Annotated in this window: 1 protein-coding gene; it reads right to left on the bottom strand. The window is 45.7% G+C overall.

The genetic code is table 11. The features are described 5' to 3' along the window. Positions 1-61 precede the first annotated feature (61 nt). On the bottom strand, positions 62-20,233 hold the full coding sequence (locus A7985_RS26205; protein ID WP_065789561.1) for a non-ribosomal peptide synthetase: 20,172 nt from the start codon (positions 20,231-20,233) through the stop codon (positions 62-64). Positions 20,234-20,279 lie beyond the last annotated feature (46 nt).

Here is a 20,279-nt window from a genome sequence, read left to right as displayed (position 1 = left end):
CTCACTTAGTGCAAAGATTCCAAGCCTCACAGCGAGTGTGAGGCTTTAGTACAGCGTTAAATCATTTTTCCGTCACAGCAGGCCATATAGTTTGGTAATGCTTATCTTGTTGCCACTGCTTAAAGTAAGTTGCAAATAGCGACCCCCAATCAGTTAAGCCGATGTTGTATGTTTCAATCAGCGCTATGTAGTTGTCCTTATCATAGGGCGTCATCGGCATTAAGTAGGTTTCAAATAAGTATTCATCATAACCTGGTCGCTGGGTAAGTAACCCCTCCATAATAACTTGTGTATCATCCGGCTCTAATGTATTCACATATGCTTTGCAGGACTGGATAAATTTGGATTTGCAGCCTGCCTCGAAACTCAATTTTTGAGACTGAGCAAAACGATAAAACTGCGCCACAGGCAAAGGAGCGGAGTTTGCAACATGAAACACCAAGTTACGCTTTTGTGGCTCGTTCATTCCACACACGATGGCTGATGCCGCTTTATCTACCGGTATGATATCGAGCAAATAGGGCACGTCATCCGGTTGCACAGGGACTTGCATCATCATCTTTAAAATACGATGGAAAATATCATCGGTGTTACCTATACCTGTCTCTGACGAGCCAGATATTTGTGCGAAGCGATAAATGGTGTAAGGCACACCCGCTGCGGCCGCCTGTCGAATATTCTCTTCTTGCACCCATTTAGATTGACCATAACCGCTGCAAATCAATTCGGCATCTTCAATATTTATGAAGTCTTCCACCGGGTTAACCGAAAAATGTGAATTTTTAATCTGAGTGCTCGCTGTGGTGCTAGACACGAAGTGAATCATTTTAAGCTTTTCAGTCGTCGCAATGGTGAGCAACTGATTGGTACCCGCGACTGACTTTTTGAACGCAAAGTAGGGCTGAATATGGTTTACATAAGATGCCGTGTGGACAATATGTTGTACTTGCGCGCACAAGGTTTGCCAGTTGGCATTACTTAGCCCCAGTTGAGGCTGCTCCATATCTCCAAGCATTGGCACTATTCGTGACATATCAATATCCAATTGATAACTTTGAGCGGATTGCTCGATACGTTGTTGAGCCTGCTTTAATGACTTTGCACGCACTAGACAGAATATAGTTGCATTTGTTTCTGTCAGAAGTTGATGCAGAATATGACTACCCAAAAAGCCTGTGGCACCTGTGAGTAAAACAGACTCTACGTTACCTTCAAATGCATGTTCGAGCATGTCCGTGTGCTTAGTCGGGGAGAACCCTGCGTCTAAAATAAAGTCAGGCTTTTGCTGAACCTCGGCGTTTGCATTATCACTGTGTTGTGTCAGGTGTAGCCTTTCAATATCGTCAATGAACGATTGAATGGTGTTCATATTCTTGAAGGCATCCGCTTGCAAGTCGATATCCAGCACCTCTTTGAGCTGCTGGAAAGTTTTAAGTAACGAAATGGAATCAAAGCCATATTCATACAAGTCACACTCTAAATCGAGCTCATCAGGCGCGATACCAATAACGCGGCTGACAATTTGAATCACTGTGCTGCGAATATCTGTATGGCTGAAATCACGGTCCATAGCCGCCAAAGAGGAAGAAGGCGTGTTGATACTCGGCGTTTTTCGAGTCATCAACTGGGCGGTGTTTTGGTATATCTGCTCAGGCTTTGAGCTTAATAGGGCACCAATTGAGGTATGCTCGCAGTGCAGTAAAGACTCAATCAAATTAAATGCCTCAGCCATCTTAATGAGTTGATATCCTTTTTTCTCTGCGAAACCGTTTTCGATGCTTTTTACCGAATCATTTGAGTGCCAGTACCCCCAGTTAATTGCCAACGTTTTACCCTGTCTTTCTCCTTGCTCAACCAAATTCTGACGCTGCTTAGCAAACGCGTTTTGGTAACCATTACCGTATGAATACGAGAGGTGATTAAGACTGCCAAAAACAGCCATAGAAGAAAATAGGATAAACATATCCAATTTGCTGCGTGCGAAGACCGTATCTAGGTTCAATGAACCTTGGACTTTGACACTCATGGCATTTTCAAATTCATCCCAAGTACTTTCATCCGGTGTATAATTTGTACCCAAATGAAGAACGCCATTTAAACCTAAATTGTTATCTGTAATGAACTGTTTAACATTACGCACCTGCTGTACAGAGGCAATATCCGCTGTGAGATAATGAATTTGCCCTTTATCTAGCGCCTTTAAGTATGCAAGTGCCTCAGTGCATGCTTGTGCTGGTCGTCTACCTAGTAGCACTAGCGTGGCGTTAAATTCCTTGAGCAGGTGCGTACTTAATGCCAACCCTAACTCACCCAGTGCACCGGCAATGAGATAGACACCGTTTTGTTTAAACTGAGTCGTGCTTATTTGCGGCACAGGTGCATTGTGCAAGTGCATGCCCATTCGTTCCTTGCCTTGGTATTTGATATGGTTTGGTTGCGCTTGCTGAGTACATAAATTGGAGCTAATCAGTTCCTGCGTCATGACTTGTGTCCAATCTGGAACTTGATGTGAAAGTTCAATCAAGGTCCATACATGGTCTGAATTTCTCAAAGTGTAGCTTCTGAGCAACGCGGAAATATCATCACAACAGGTCCTGTCATCACAGTGCGTTTGCCCATAAAAAAGTTGCATAGGGTGGTTATCGAATGGCGCAATCGCTTGCATAAACTTGAAAAGCGGCTCAATTTGCGAATTGACAGCCGTCAAACTACCCGCCGGACCGATGAAAAACACAATATCAGGCAGAGTCTCAGCGTCTAATTTCAATGAATCTAATTGCGCGAATAAAACGGTCGTTAGATGTGCGCTGGGTAATTTTTCATTTAGCTCACTCGCGGTTTGAGAATCAAGTGCTACAACCATAACGTGTTGTTCGTTGATAGCTCGGAGAACTTCCTCAGGCTCATTGGTTGGCAAGTCTAAAGGTTGGTCCCGCCATTGGTTTTCAAGCAGCAACCACGGTGAGCTCGCAGGACTGGAAGGCACCTTTTTGGAATTGATAAATGGCGTAGTTGGCAATGCCAGTTTCTTTGGTTTATGTGTATACAGTGCTTGCCAATTTATCGCTTTGCCCTCAAGCCATAAGCGCAGCAAGGCTTGTGGGTTGTGTTGTAATTGCAAAACCTCGTGATCATTTAATGCTGGCTGTTTACCACTGGGCGCTTTTGCGCAGGGCTTAAGGTTCGAGAGCTTGTCTTGTAAAGCGTCAAGTGACGAGACGACCCAACCGATCCGATATTTATGCGCGGCTCTGCCTACTTGCAGGGTATACGCCAAAGAAGTGAGTTCAGTGGTCGGGTGCTTCTTAAGGTAGATGCTGAGTTCACTGGCTTTAGCCGTTAATTCGGATTTATTCGAAGCAGACAAAATTATGGTGTGCTCAGTCATTTCATCAGGTGTTTGCGCCTGTTTTGAGGTTTGATGTGGGTACTCCTCTAGCACAAGGTGTGCATTGACACCACTGATCCCAAAGGAGCTTATACCCGCTCTGCGCTTGTGCTCGGCTTTCCAAGGACAAACTGCTGTTTGTACTTTAAATGGTGAGTTATCAAGAGAAAGGTAAGGGTTGAGCTCATTGACGTGTAAAGAGGGCACCAAAGTTTGGTTTTTGAGCTGCAACAGCACTTTAATGACCCCAGCTATTCCCGCTGCAATCTCTAAATGTCCAATGTTACTTTTTACAGAGCCCAAAGCACATTTTGTTGTTGCTTCCGTGTCAGGCTGGGCGTTTTTATACGCAGCTTTTAGCGCGTCAATTTCGACCGGATCGCCTAATGATGTGCCCGTTCCATGGCACTCTAGGTAGCTTAGTGTGGTTGGATCTATGCCCGCATCAGCCCAAGCTTTATCTAATAAGCGTGTTTGCGCTTTTGCATTGGGGACGGTAAAACCTTGAGATTTACCACCGTGATTGATGGCAGAACCTAAAATAGAGGCATAAATGTGATCTTTGTCTTGCTCGCATTTTGAAAGCTTTTTAATAAAGATCATCCCAACGCCTTCACCCCGCACGATACCATCGGCATCGCTAGAGAAAGTTCGGCATCGACCTGAAGGAGATAAAGCGCCAATTTCATGCATGGCAAGGGACGCACTTGGAGAGTCGATAACATTGACTCCACCCACAATCGCCTGTTCACATTCTCCGTTCTGAATGGACTGCACAGCCTTATGAATAGCCACAAGTGACGATGAACAGGTGGTATCTATGCCTTCACTGGGGCCATGTAAATCAAGAAAGTAACTCATACGATTTGGGGCATAGGCTGAAGAAGTAATTAAACCGTCGTGATAACTCGCCTGACAGCCAATGAACAGCCCGGTATTGGTACCTGCGAGTGCTTTAGGGTTGTAGCCAGCATCTTCAATACATTTCCATACATGGGTCATGAGTAGGCTTTCTTGAAGCTTGATACGGTCACTTTCAGCCGGTGCAATATTGAAAAACAGAGGGTCAAAAATTTGATTGCGTTCAAGGCGACCTAGCCAGTTAATATCTTTTGGCAGTGGTTGCTGTGAACGGGTATCACTATTTTGTTGGGACTGCCAATCGAACGCGGTGACACTGTCTTTTTCATTGACTAAATTTTGCCAGAAAGCCTCAAGATTATCTGCTTGTGGGAATTGTCCACTCATACCGATGATCGCAATGCGATCTTCATTGTCGTTGTTGAGCATTTCATCTGGGGTGTTTTGATTCGAGGTTTGCGCTACTGCCGTGCCTATCAATGAATCGCTGTGTTCATCGACTATATGACCCAAAATACCATTTAAGGTTGAGTGCATAAATAGCACGCTGGGCGAGAGTGCTAACTGATATTTAGAATTTACTTGGTTAATAAAGGTGATAAATGCGATTGAATCAGCGCCAAAGTCTCCTAAATCAGTATCTGCATCAAGCTCTTCAGTTTTGACGCCTAGAACATTTGCCGCAATGCTAGCAAGGCCCACCGATAGTTCAGACTGTAAGGATGCTAAGTCAGAAAATTGAGGTGCGACTTGCTGATTATTTGCTACGTTAGGCTCGTCTTGATGGGTATATTCAACCAATGCTTGTGGGTAGTACAAAGCTTGATAGAACGCTTCGACTCCGATGTGTGTTGGCATCGGTGCAAATCCGCTTTGGCGCAGGGTGTGCTCGAAGTCAGGGTTGATCTTCATGCCGCCATCTTGCCAATAGGGCCAGTCAATACTTGCGCTCAGGCCGTGGCGTTTGCCGCGTTTTTGTAGCGCTGCACGATACTGCATGTAACAGTCTAAAAATGCATTCGCGGTGGCATAATCCACTTGAGTTAATGCGCCATTGACGCCACTTAGCCCCGCAAAACAAGCAAAAAAGTCTAGGGTAATGTCTTGTGTCGCCTCGTCTAAAGCAACGAGGCCAGTAACTTTAGGGCTGAGCACCTGATTAAATGTATCGCGGTCTTTTTTGGTTAACAGTGTATCTTTGAGAACACCTGCGCCATGAATAACGCCAGATAAGGCGCCATGCTGGGCAATAATTTTACGCACCAACAGTAGTACATTCATTTTGTGTGAAACGTCTACTGAGTGATATTGCAAAGTGGTGTGTGGGCTTTGCAATGTCGCCAAACACTGCTGTACATCTGGATGTTCTAAGGGTTTTCGGCCAGTAACAATGACCGTTTTATGGAATGTTTGTGCGTTAAGTTCATCGATAAAGTGCTTGCCAATTCCTCCAAAACCACCCGTGATAAGATAGACACCATCATGTTTGAACGGCGTGTATGGCGTTTTGCTAGGCACAGGTTGATAGCTTAATACTTCTCGCTTGCCATGTTGGTAGCGTACATAGCTATCTTCAAAGCTGTTTAGGTTTTGGTTAAGTATGCTTGCAATCTCGCATGCCGACATATTTGAATTTAATAACACTAATTGTGTGTTTAGTGTATTACTTTCAAGGCTGGCAGTTTTGAGCAGCGCGTGAAAACATGTGTATAAGCTAGCCGCGTCTTCCTCTTGGGTTGCGCCTATCACCAGTTGTAACTTTATTGGTTGTTTGGTTGCGATAAGCTGCTTGAACAGCTCAACGAGTTGAAAGCCGTAGTCTGCTATTTTTTGTTCAATAGCGAAATGCTCAGAGTGCAGTGTATGTAAGGTGTCACTGGTATGTTCGACAGCAGGAGCCTCACATAAAACGACATGATGATATTCTTTAGATTGCATTTTATCATCGTGAACAGCCAGCTCTTTTGGTATCCACATCGGCACTTTTAAACAAACCTGACCTTCATTGGTCTGATTAGAATGCCCTGTGTTAGGCGCTGTGACTTGATGATTTTCCCCTGTTGGTATCGTTTTGAGTGCAAACGGATAGGTTGGCAAACTTATTTTAGTGACCTTAGCGTGTTGATATAAAAAGCCCCAATTGTTAAATCCAGCTCTCAGCCAAGCGTTTAAAATTGCTTCATGATTTTCTTGGGCAAGCAACACGCTAAGCTCTGAGGGGGTAACAGGCTCTGCTGTGTCAGTGTCTTTTGCAACATAATCCGGCGCTCCAAGGTAATTGCTCAGTTTGACTTTTAACTCTGCAATTGAATGAACGACAAAACCTGTACGCACGTCCATAACGGTGCGACCTGTTTGCAGCGTGTACGCAAGTCGTACGAGGGCTTGTTCATCTAAGTCATGATGGTCGAGAAATTCACTGAGTCGCGCTACTTGTTTTGCAAGCACTTGTGAATTGTGTGCCGACAAAACAATGATCTTAGGCTGTAAAAGCAATGCGTTGTCAGCCTTTAAATTGACGACGTTTGCGCCAGCTTCTTCTAGAACAGCATGGGCATTGGTACCACCGATGCCAAACGAACTAACCGCAGCACGCCTTGGTAAAAGCGGTGTTTGCCAGTCTTTGGTTTGTTCAACAACATAAAATGGCGAACTGGCCAGCTCTATATGTGGGTTTGCCTTTGTATAATGCAAAGACGCGGGGAGCTTTTTATGGTAAAGCGCCAAAGAGGTTTTAACCAATCCGGTTAAACCCGCCAACGTATCTGTATGGCCCAGGTTAGATTTGACGGCGCCAAGACCACAAAACTGTTTTTCGTTGGTTTGCTTTTGATAAATCTGCTGAAGCGAAAAAAACTCGATAGGGTCCCCGAGTGCAGTGCCAGTCCCATGGGCTTCAACATAGCTAATCGACGCAGCAGACACCTTAGCAGCGTTGAGCGTTTGCTCAATCACGCTCATTTGACCTTGGGTACCCGGTGCAAAGAAGCCAGCTTTGTTTTTACCATCATTATTCACTTTTATGCCACGTATTAGGCTATAAATGTTGTCTGCGTCTACGATTGCATCTTCTGCGCGTTTGAGCACAATCACGGAAACGCCACTGCCGCCAATCATGCCGTCCGCTTTTTCGTCAAACACTTTACAGCGGGCATCGCCTGCGAAGTTTAGGCCTTTTTCGTACTCATATCCCGTGTAGCGCTGTGGATATAAACAAGCAGCGCCTACAATGGCATAGTCTATTTCTCCAGCTTTCAATGCACTGCAGGCCAATGCAATGGCAGACATAGACGAGGAGCAGTTTGAATGGACAAACAAACTTGGGCCTGTAAAACCAAGGTGGTAAGAAATTGTAGTTGGCAGCGTACCGGGTTGATTAATGGTTGAAGCCACATAATCTTCGGCGTTTAAAATAAACTGGCCGTCTTTAAATTTGTCCTGCAGGTTCAAGTCTGGGTTATCAGCGCCAGAAGATGACACATAAACCCCAGTATTTGGCATGTTTTCTGCGCAATAGCCCGCATCTTCAATGGCTTTCCAAGCGTGCAATAGTAACTGACGCTGTGAATAACTCATGGTTTTAGCATTTTTTTCAGAGATATTGAAAAACTCTGGATCAAACTGATCTTGGCCTTCAACCCATGAGTCTAGCCAAGTGATGTCCCCTTGTTCGCTAGATTCACTGAGGCGTTTTAGAAAGTCTTTTTCTTCGACTAAGTTTTGCCAAAACGCTTGATGGTTGGGTGAGTCAGGGTATTGGCAAGACAATCCGATTAAAGCGATGTTTTGGTCGCTACTGCTTGCCATTGATACATTGTTTTGCTGATTTTCTTCAATTGTGTGGACAGGTTTGGTGTTGTGTTCAGGCAGCTGCTGTGCGATGTAGTCTGTCATCGCATCAATGGTGCTATATTGGAAAATCTGTGTCAGCGGAAACTCAACGCTTAACTGTGACTTGAATTTCGCAGTCAGCACATTAGCCAGTAATGAATCACCGCCAGCCTCAAAAAATGGCACATTAGAAGCAATGTCATCAACTTCTAATACTTGCAGCCAAATTTGTTTCACGGCGGATGTTAACTCTGAGCGCTCAACTCTAGTTGCAAGTTGAGGAAGGGGAGCGCTGGTGTATGCTGGCTGCTGTGAATTTAAAAGCGCCGCTTTTGCTGCTTGATTGAAAGGCAGCTGCTTTAATAATGTCTCTTTATCAATTTTACCGTTTGAGGTCAGTGGGTAATGAGGCACTAACACAAAATAAGCTGGCACCATGTACTCTGGTAGTTTAGTAAGTAAATCCGCTCGGATTTTTGCCGTAGGCGGCGCATCAGGGGCAATAATATAAGCCACTAAGACTTGTCCTAGCTGCTTTTGTGCGGCAACAACATAGGCTTCTGTTATGTAGCTTAGCGCTTGCAATGCATGTTGCACTTCGCCAAGTTCAATGCGGTGGCCACGGATCTGAACTTGGTCGTCGGCTCTGCCCATATATTCTAGTAACCCTGTTTCGTTTAAGCGGGCTAGATCCCCTGAGCGGTAAAGGCGCTGACCTGAATTATGTGTGATAAAGCGCTCACCAGTCAGAGCCGGTAGGTTGTGGTAGCCGCGAGTCACGCCGCTGCCTGCAACATAAATCTCGCCCACTTGGCCTTGTTGAACGGGGTTCAATTGCTCGTCTAACAGCAGTATGTCGTAGCCGGGTAGGGCACGGCCTATGACACTACGCGCTTGTGCACCATATACCATATTGGCGTCTATGGTCACTTCAGTTACATGCACCGTAGTCTCCGTGATGCCGTACATGTTGACAAGCTCAGCTTGTGGTTGTGCTTGTTCAAACCAAGGTGCTAATTTGCTTAGATCTAACGCCTCACCGCCAAATATCACTTTGCGCAGCGCATTTGTTGGTTTGGTGAGTAATATGTCCAGCAAAGGATAAAATGCGGATGGGGTCTGATTTAAAATCGTAATTTCATTGTCTGTGACAAACTTGGCAAAGCTGGTGGATTCTTTTCGAGTTAGCTCGTCAGGGATCATGAGTTTGCCACCGTGTAGCAACGCCCCCCAAATTTCCCACACTGAAAAGTCAAATGCGTAAGAGTGGAATAAACACCAAGTGTCTTGTTCATTAAAACCAAATAGTGATTGAGTATTGTTAAACAAGCTACACACATTGTGGTGCTCGACTAACACCCCCTTGGGTTTACCCGTTGAGCCGGATGTATAAATAACATAGGCAAGGCTTGCTGATGATGCGTGATTGATATTGGCAACTTGTGCGTTACCCGCAAGGGCCGACTGTAAGTTAATCACCTGATTATGTTGGCTGGCCTGTGCATGCGGCAGATCTGCGCCTAGGACCAAAATACTGGGTTTGGCATCTTGTAAAATATGATTGATACGTGTCTCTGGAGAGTTGGCATCAAGCGGTACATAGGCAGCCCCCGATTTTAAAATGCCCAGTATGGCGACGATTAGCTCAATGGATGGCTTTGCGCACAGTGCTATGAGGTTTTCAGCACCTTGTTTGAACTCGCTGTGATTTAACAAGGTGTGCGCAAATTGATTGGCTTTGTTATTGAGCTGACGGTAGTTGATCGATTGCATTCCAAAGCATACGGCTGTGCGCTCGGGGTGCTTTGCAGCTTGCGCTTCAAATAAATCAACGAGCGTAGTTTGCGCTGATTGCACCATGGCTTGAGGCTGCGAGTTTGAAAATACGGGTAAGTTGCCAAGTAACTGATCGCCTGCAAACATGACGTCATCAAGCAGGGTCAAGTAGTCTTTGGCTAACGCATCAATTACATGGTATGGATAGATGGCAGCGTCAAACTTAAAGGCAACCTTAAAGGTATTGGTCAATGGAGTGACTTCAAGGCTTAAGTCTAACTCAGGCTCTTGCAAGCACTGAGTCCAAATGGCGTCAACCAGATCTTGATTCGACTCTACCCAGTCAGGTTTTAAGAAGTTATGGTATGCAAACCCCATTTGGAAAATTGGGTGACAATGTTGGGTGCGCTGCGCACCAGTTGCACGGACAATCTCTGCAAATGGATAGGCGCTGTGTTTTATCAATTCACCAAGACGGTGTTGGTTGCTTTGTGCAAGTTTGGCGAATGACTGTGCTTTATTGAGTGCGTTTCTAAATGGTAACTGATTTACAAATAACCCCAACGAGTTAGTCATTTCGTTAGTCGGGCGATGCAATACAGGTACGCCTAAAATGATGTCTGTACGCAGAGTTTTTGCGCTTAACAGCGTTTGAAAAGCAGATAAGAAGAATGCTGCTGGGTTTATCTTACTGTTCCGGCAGTAATGGTGAATACGTTGGACATGACTGTTTTCTACATGCAATTCGATGCGCTGTGCTTGCTTTTGTCCGCCTTGATGAGGCTGCTTGTTGGCAAGCGCTAGTTCAGGCTCTGCGCCTTGTAAATGTGATTGCCAGTAGTGTTTTAAGTGTGTACTTTGCTCGCTGTTGAGCATCTGCTTTTCCCACTCAACATAAGTGAAAAACCCAGTATTTGGTTGTGGTGATTCAAGCGTATCATTCGCCACAAGCGCATGATAAGTTTGCCATAATTGTTCTAGAAGTAAGGTCGCAGAGACACCGTCGATGAGCAGGTGATGAAACACTAAAGCCACGACATCGCGTTCATTGTTCACTTGCCAGTGCGTTGCACGCCATAGCAATTGGTTTTGTGCAGTGTGTGCGTGTGTGAGGGCGAATGGTTGCTTGATATCTGCCTGAATCAAACTAATCAGGGCCGATTTGGACATGCTCTTTGTATTGCTCTGTGTCAACACAGGTGTTTGGCCAGTCACTTGTTGCTGAGGTAAACCTTCGACTTCAGAGAGCACTACCGACAATATTGGGTGTTTTTGAGTCAACCAGTCTAGCGCTTGCTGCATGTAAGCTGGGTTTAAGTTACTTACTTCAAACACCATCGGCACGTGATAGTTGCTCAGCTGCGGGTTTTGCTTGTGCAATAACCACAAACCTTGCTGGGCTTTTGACAGGGGTATTGGCGCACTCAAATTGTATGGTGTAGTGGGTGATGTGTTATTAACCGGTAGCTCGTTTGGGGGCGTTGGCAATTGGTGCTCTGCCAAATAGTCACACAACTCGGTGATGGTGCTTATCTCGAACAGTAAGGCCGGTGGCAAGGTTTCGATAGCCAAGTACTGCTCAGATTCTAATCTTTGCACTACAGACATCAGCATGATGGAATCAAAGCCCATGTCTTTAAAATCGACGTCATCGTCTAAGTCGCTACTATCTATTTTCGTAATGTCTGTAATTAGAGACTTAACGTAGTTGTGGATCTGAGCATGATCTTTTCCTGTGAATACAGAGGTAGCATTGGGGCTTTGAGATGCCGTTTTTGGCTTGTGCCAAAGTCGCGTTAATTTAGTTGTATCACCAAATAAAAAACAGTGCTGCGTTGGGATTTTTCGTAATGTAAATATCCGATAAAATGCGTCGATGCCCACTTTGTTTGGCATTACTTCAATGCCTTGAGATTGCAAAATTGAGGTCGTTAATGAGTCAACTTGCATACCGCCCTCTGACCACAGCGGCCAGTTGATAGATAGGCTTAAACCACTGCGCTCACCTTGTTCTACCTGCGTTTGGCGAGTTGCCATAAAGCGATCCATAAAGGCATTGGCGCAAGCATAATCTGCCTGTCCCATATTTCCAAAGACCCCAGCAATCGAGGAAAAACAGGCAAAAAAGTCTAAATCTAGTGCTTTGGTTGCTTCATCCAACGCTATGAGGCCTGCCACTTTTGGCGCAAACACGTGCGCCACTTCTTGCGGCGTTTTATTACTAATGAGCTGATCTTTAATCACGCCTGCACTGTGAATAATACCAGTCACGGTGCCATACTTGGCTTTGAGGTTGTTAAATAGCCCTTTCACTTCGTTGTGGTTGGCAATATCTAAAGACACATAACTCAATCTAGCGTGCTTATCACTTAACGTATTGAGCTGAGATTGGATAGCGGTACTGTTTTTTCGGCGGCCGACAAAGACGATCTGCGCGCTTGTGGTATGGTCAATAATTTCCTTAGCAAAAGTTTGACCGAGTTGGCCAAGGCCACCTGTGATCACATAGACGCCATCTTCTTTCCAAGGCAATGTTGAATTGTCGACTTGCTGATAGGCTTGCAAGTCAAAGTTGATTACTTGTCGTTTGCCTTGTTGGTAACGTACGCATGAATCTTGTTTTTTGGCTTCTGCTTCTACTAGGTGCTCTAGATCGTTAGTTTCATCTACAGCAATAAGTTGCGTTTCGATGCTGCTGTATTCTATCGCAGCGGTTTTAAGCACCCCACTGAGTGCTGACAATAAGTTAGCTTTGTCTTGTACAATCACTTGCACCAGCAGTTTACTGCCAGCTTGGCTGGCTGTTGCTCCCTGTTGTGATTCAAGTTGTCTGAAGTAGTCGATAAGGCCCACTGTATACATTTCAAGTTGTTCGTGAACCTTGGATTTTTCGCAATCTAAGCGTGTACTCGATACGGAGTAGAGCTTCGGCAAGTCACGACCCAGTAATACAACTTGGCGATGATAAGTTGCGGGCTCAGTTGATGTTATCGGTGTGTCCTGCCAACTGGCTGTGTAATGTAAAAGCGCAGGGGCTGGGCGATGTGCATTGGGTATTTGCTCAATGGGCTCAAAAATCGGCGTGCTTTTTACGTTGAAGTCTAACTCAAGACTTGAATTTTCATCGGTTTCAACAGGCTCAACAGCGTGAGTTTCAACTCTGATAGGCTTACTTGCGCGCTTTTCTGGTAGCCAATACGATGTTTTTGCAAACGGGTAAGTAGGGATGCGCATTAACGAAGGCGTTTGCTCTGCGTACAGCAAGGGCCAATCGATGGTCGCACCGACGACCCAAAGCGCGAGTAGCTTGTGAAGTTCACCTTGGTCTATCCAGCGCGCAAAATCAGTATTATCTAATGCACTTAAAATCTCTTTACCTTGCTTGACCTCTCCGTGTTTGTATTGACCACGAGCGCTGCCTAAAAAGCGCGATAGCTCAGTATCCACATCTGCAATGGTATTGGCCGCAAACGCCATCCGGTAGTCCATTTCTTCACGGGCGCTTTGCAGCGTAAAGGCTAAGCTTGCAAGCATGATGTTTGGTACTTTTTCGCTTTCTAACCAAGTTTTCAGCGTGCGGGCTTTGTTTTTTAACGCATCTTTACTTTTGGCGCTGAGCGTGATGATCACAGCATGCTGAGATCCGCCTGATGGTATTACGGGATCAGACTGGTACTCTTCGAGTACAACATGGGCATTAGTGCCACTAAAGCCAAATGAACTCACCGCTGCGCGGCGTTTCTGCGCGTTATCGGTTTGCCATGCAATGGCGTCTTGATTGACGAAAAACGGCGTGTTTTGCCAATCTATATGGCTGTTTCCATTTTCAAAATGCAGTGATGCTGGAATAGTGCGATGTTTCATTGCGAGCAGCGCCTTAATCACCCCTGCAACGCCTGCCGCGGTCAGGCAGTGGCCAATATTGGTTTTCACTGAACCCAGCGCACAAAATTCGTTGTTGCTTGTGTGCTCTCTAAAAGCGCGAGTGAGCGCTTGAAACTCAATCGGATCACCGAGCTTGGTGCCAGTACCATGCGCTTCGATCATTTGAATTGAATCAGGGTGAATATCAAATCGCGCGTATATGTCCCGATGTAATTGCTCTTGAGACAGAGAACTCGGCGCGGTAATTCCGCTGGTGGTGCCATCTTGGTTGGTAGCAGACCCAATAATCACACCGTAAATATGGTCGCCATCACGTTCCGCATCTTCTAACTTTTTCAGTACTAAAACACCAGCACCTTCACCAGGCACAAATCCATTGGCGCGATCATCAAAGGTATAGCATGTACCTGTTGGGCTCAGCATACTCGCTTTACCAGCATGAAGCGAAAATTTGGGTGTACATAAAGTTGCAACGCCGCCAACAAGGGCACTGCTGATCTCATTATTGTTTAAAGCCTGACACGCACTGTGCAAAGCGACTAAAGAAGACGAGCACGCTGTATCGATGGCAAGGGCTGGGCCCTTTAAATTCAAAAAGTAAGAAACGCGTGCTGGGATCACAGAGCCAGCATTGCCCCAAAATACTTGTGCGGGCGCATCATCCTCGGTCAAACCAGCATAATCACTCTGTGCGCAACCTAAGTATACCCCAACATTTTGGCCAGCCACCTTCGTGATCATATTGGCATCTTCTAATGCCTTGTAGGCCTCTTGTAAAAACAGTCTTTGCTGTGGGTCCATATACATGGCTTCTTGCGGCGTAATTGAGAAGAACGGCGCATCAAATAGACTAATGTCATTAAGCAGGCTGGCATATTTGCTCCAGCTTTGCTGACTGGTGGTAAGGTCCGATAAATCCCAGCGTGTTTGAGTCTTCACTGACGTACGTTTTTCAGCCAGCATGGCCCAAAATTCGTCGAGATTATCCGCATCACCAAATTGGCCACTCATGCCAATGATGGCGATTCTACCGCTGTCAACGCTGGCTTTGGTAGCTGATTGTTCTGGTTCGGAATGCACGGCTTTACTGTGTGCTTGGTGCTTACGCAAATTATGAGTGTGATTGGAGTCCACTTGGGTTTCAAGAGGCGGCGTAGATGTGCTGCTGGTTCGGTTTTGCACCGGCAGTAGCGCTACAATGTTATCGTAGTGCTCTGCAATGATGTGGGCGCTCAGTGTGTCGATTGACGGATAGTCAAACAGCAAGGTCGCTGGCAGGTTTAAGTTAAACTTGGCATTGATTTCATCAAGCATTTGAATGGCTAAGATGGAGTCGACGCCATAGTCCGCAAATGACTCTTCTGCATCCAGTTCATTTGGGGCCATGCCTAAGGCTGTGCTAGCAATGTCGAATAACGCATTTTGGACAAATTCAGTCAGCGCGGAGGGATCTGTATTGTTTGCACTGTGTTGTGGTTTTTGTATTGATGTACTGCTCATGCTCGGTGTTGCTTTGTTACTGCCCTTGATGTGTGTATTTGTAGTTTGTTTTTGCACTCTTTTTTGTAAAGAAATGCCATCGCTTTGGGCGCAAAAAACTTGCTGAGGGTTGCGGGTGGCGGTGGCTGAAAAAATGTTAGCAAACCCTGACTCATAAAGGGCCTGTTGCCAGTTTTCAATTGATAGCATGGGCGAGCCAGTTTGACGCAGGTGTTGATCTTGGCTTAGCCACCAACCCTCTAACAATCCAAACGTGAGGTGCGTAAAGAGAGACTTTTGTACCACTTCATTAATAAGCAAAAGACCACCTTGTTTCAAGCAAGCTTTGGCATTTTGCAGGGTGTTTTTAATATCCGCAGTGGCGTGCAGCACATTGGTGGCAATCACCACATCATAGCTGCCGATATCAATGTTTTGACCAGCAAGTGGCTTGCTAATATCTAAATATTTGGTGTCAACAAACGGGTAATCAGTTTGGTACTGCTCTTTGGCATGATTAAAGAACGCCTTGGATAAATCAGTATAGGCGTATTCAGTGACTTGCCACTGCGCAAGTGCTGGCAATACGGAGCGGGTCGTGCCGCCAGTACCCGCACCTACTTCAAGCACTCGCACCGACTCTACACTGGCTTTAGTCAAGTAGGTTTGCAGCTGCTCAATAAGCACTGCATTCGCATAATCAGCAACAGGGTTATTTTGGTAAACGGCTTCGACTAAGGCCATAGAGGCATTTGGAAACAACGCATCTGTGGCTTTAATCTCCCCATTTAAAATCGCTGGTAAGTTAGCTAAACAGTTGTCCAGTAGGTTCGCTTCGGGGTTTGAAATAGGTGTGACTTCTACATCTTGGACTATTCCACGGTCTATTAATCGCTCAACCTCTAAGTAACGCGCGGTTTCTGTCCACCATGTGCTGAAATACTCAGGCAAAGTAGCAAGCGCTTGTTCACGTTCTGTGGGGTGTTGCCAACCGGCTTGTTTGAGTGCAAAGCAAAGCTGGTTTAATTCCACCTGTGCTTTGTTATCTAGCTCGGGGGGCTGATGTTTGGAGCCCTGTTGCGTGATAGTATCTTTCGTGCCGTCTGCACTAAAGCTGTGTAGTTTAAAGGTATCGACTAATTCAGAGTGTGCGACTTTAAGAACCCCAGATTGAGTTAAGTTTGAGCTCATGAAGGTTGCAAGTGCTTGCATGCCTTGCTCTGCCTCGATGGAACCAATGCCCATGGCACGCATTTTCTTTTGGTAGTATTCATCTTGCACTACACCGACAGATCCCCAGTAACCCCAGTTAATTATTTTAATTGGACATTGTGGTTGATAAGTACGGGCGAGGGCATCCAAGTAAAGACATCCAGCAGCATAATTACTTTGTCCAGCAGCTGGAGAAAACGACTGCATCGATGAAAAGAATAAGAAAAAGTCTAAATCAGCTTGACTGAATACTTCCAGCGCAACTTCACCAGTTTGCTGTTTGGCGATATAGCTGCGGTTAAATTGCGCTTCATCCATGTTTGCTAGCGTTTGGTCTTCTAGGTGTAAAATAGAGTGCACTACACCATTTAAAGCTCCGAATTGGTTGGTAATGTCGGCAAATGCATTTTCCATAGCGACTTTATCGCTGGCATCACATTGAATGTAAACAGGCGCTTTGCCAAGCTTCGCCAAACGGTCTATATCGCTTTGAATGTCAGTATTTACAGCTCGGCGACCAAGCCAAATAATCTGTGCATCGTAGTGTGTTATCATCCACTCACTCCACACTTGGCCTAGGCCGCCAGCACCACCAAGCACTATATAGGTTCCATGAGTTTGGAAGCGTTTGTTGTTCTTGGATACGGTATTTAAGTAGGTGTGTTTAGCCAACTCAAAAGTAAAGTACTGATCAGAGCGCTGCGCGTACAAACCGGCAGGCAAAGTCAAAAACTCACTTGGGATAGAACTGAGTTGCTCCGCGTCAATAATACGCACTGTCCAGTTTGGATATTCCTGCGCCACACTTTGCAATAGACCTATCAGGCCAGCACCTTCGCAATTAATTTGTTCACTTTGGCCAAAAACAGCTTGAGTTTGCTCTGTGGCTAAGGTGATTGAGAGGGGCTTGCGATCGAATCCGTCTGCCAGCAGGCGCTTAAGCTGCTGGAATAAAGCCAGCGGCTGCGCATACTCATCTGTTGCCAGCCAAACCAGCTGATTGGTGTCTGAAGTCTCAGTTAACCAATCAGGTTTTAATGTCTGTGGGCCAAAATAGGATGCGCGTTGGCTGCATGAGTTTGAAAAGTCTGGTACCACCGCTTGCCAGGAAGGCGCGAGCGTCAGCAAGTCTTGCGTGCTTGGTTTGATGGTATCTAACGGTATGTTACGTGTTGAAAAGCCTTTAATGCCCATAAGTAAGTTGCCATCTAGATCACAAATATCTAAATCAAATTTTTGCGTGTTATTCGCATCTGGACTTACTTGAGTCGCTTTTACCCAGATCTCATGGTGCTGCGCTTGGCTTAATTGATGTGCGTTGTAATAACAAACTTGCTCTGTGGCAAATGGCAGCGCAGCGTGGGTTTGGTCAGCAAATATGATCAGTGATTGCAGCGCCGCGTCTAAAAGGGCTGGTGATAATCCAAAGCCTTGACTGTATGATGAAGACACCGCCACTTTGGCGGTTGCTACAGTTCCTTGTTTGCTTAATTGCTGTAGACCTTGAAAGCTTATGCCGTAGTCTATGCCCATGCTTTTAAATGCAGCGTAAGCGTCACTTGGTATAAGTCGCTGATCTGAGTCTGTGGTTAACTCAAACAGGGATGCTGAGGCATTTCGCTGTGATACTTGCACCTCTCCTGAGGCACATACCTGCTGTGCGCCTTCATGCTTTTGCCACACTTCAAATTGCATTGCACTGCCAGACTCCCAAAGGGATAAATAAACAGTGTTTTGCTCAGTCGATGTTCCTGGATTAATACTGATTGGGCGTAGCCATTTGACGTTTTCGATTTGAATGGCGTGGGACGTATCTAAATTGTGCGATAATGCGATGGCAGCACGGACCATTTCCAAGGTGCAAACCCCAGGTAATACTCTCTCGCCATTAACTTGGTGATCGGCTAAAAAGAATTCTTCGCCAGTAAACGTTGAGCTAAACAGCAGTTCATCAAAAACTGGTAATGCTTTATGAAGCAGAGGGTGCAAAACGTCGGTTTTTGGCTCGTCTTTTTTTGAAGTTATCCAATATGGCTTTGGATTAAACGGGTAGCCGGGCAGGGCAAGTCGATGTGGCTTTGTCTCAAGGTAAAGCGCTGACCAGTCAGCCTTAGCACCGGATAGCCACTGGTTTAATGCGTCGGAGATATTTTTATGATCAGCTTTAATACAGGCTTTGGCATTGTCTTTTTTAGCCTTACCTTGTTGCCAAGCGCCATTCTCGCCGTTGATAAACAGAGTCAGCTGCTCTTTGACATCGGCAATTGAGCTAGCACTAAAAGCCAATCGGTGGCGCATACTTTCGCGGCCAACCTGTAGGGTAAAAGCCAAGTCTACCAGCTTATCATTGGTGATGCTTTGCTCTTCAATAAATGCATTGAGCGCTTTGGCGCGTGCGACTAACGCTTCAGGCTGTTTGGCAGAGAGGACAATAACGGCTGGCGCGCCAAGCTTGATTGAGTGTGCTGCTTTTGTTGGCGGTGATTGCAATATTACGTGGGCGTTGACCCCCGCGAACCCAAATGATGAAATCCCCGCAAGTGCGTCAGCTTGCTGTATTGGTACACCGTCAGTTGCTATAGAAAACGGTGAGTTTTCCAAAGAAATCTTAGGGTTTAACACCTCAAAGTTTTGTAGAGGCGGTACTTGCTGATACTGAAAGCTTAAGAGCACTTTGATGATGCCAGCAATGCCCGCGGCGGACTCCAAGTGACCAATATTGGTTTTAACGGTACTGAGATAACAAATATGGTCACTGTTGGCATCTTTTGACTTGGTTGCACGAAAAGCGCGTTTAAGGCCTTGAATTTCGATGGGATCGCCAAGCCGTGTGCCGGTGCCGTGCAATTCCACATAAGATAAATCGTCGGAATGTATATTTGCATTGTCGATGGCAGCTTGAACAACCCGAGATTGCGAAAATGGGCTAGGTGAGGTGAGGGTATTGGTGTGGCCAGAATGACCAACACTGCTACCTTTTATTACCCCGTAAATGGTTAGGTTTTCTGCTAGTGCACGTTCAAGCGGCAGCAGTAGAACCATACCAACACCTTCTCCACGTACATACCCATCGGCATCCGCATCCAATGTTTTACAGCGTCCCCGCGGAGACAGCACTCCAAGTTTGCTAAATGAAACGTAACGACTTTTAGTGATCAGTAAGTTAACGCCACCGACAAGCGCTGCATTGATTTCACCCGCTTTAAAGTCATTCACTGCTTTGTTTAGAGCTACGAGAGAAGAAGAGCATGCAGTATCGACGGTTTCGCTAGGCCCTTGAAAATTAAAATAGTGGGAAATACGATTGGCAAACACCCCAGTCGACATGCCAGTTAAGAAATGCGGGTCGATATTCCCCGTAGCAAGCTCTTGATAATCTGTATTACTACAGCCCAAATACACACCCGTTTTGGTGTTTTTGAAGGTGCTTGGAGACAAACCCGCATCTTCAAAACATTGCCACGCCAGCTCCATGCTTAGGCGCTGTTGCGGGTCCATGCTTTGAGCTTCTTTAGGCGAAATGGCAAAAAAGCCTGCGTCAAAGCCGTCAATGTTATCGATGAATCCACCCCATTTACTCACGATTTTTTGTTCGTCTTTTTTGGGGGCTGGGTCAAAGTCATCCTGCCATTGCCAGCGTGTCGCGGGGATTTCTGAGATACTACTTACTTTGTTTATTAAGTTATGCCAAAACTGCTCTTTGCTGCTAGCGCCGGGGAAGCGCAGAGAAATACCGACAATGGCAATCTCTTGTTGCGCATTTGCAGGTTCATTGGCCATAGTATCTTGTTTGTTTTTCATGGTTTGTCTCAGTAAAACGGATGTAACTAAAAAATGGGCAAAACAA

It is taken from the genome of Pseudoalteromonas luteoviolacea (genome assembly GCF_001696455.1).
Lineage (GTDB): Bacteria > Pseudomonadota > Gammaproteobacteria > Enterobacterales > Alteromonadaceae > Pseudoalteromonas > Pseudoalteromonas luteoviolacea_C.
This window is presented reverse-complemented; position numbering and strand designations above follow the sequence as displayed.

What these genes read in the sequence shown, in the direction of transcription:
- A7985_RS26205 (WP_065789561.1), bottom strand. Translation starts at nt 20,233, where the DNA reads ATGAAAAACAAACAAGATACTATGGCCAATGAACCTGCAAATGCGCAA.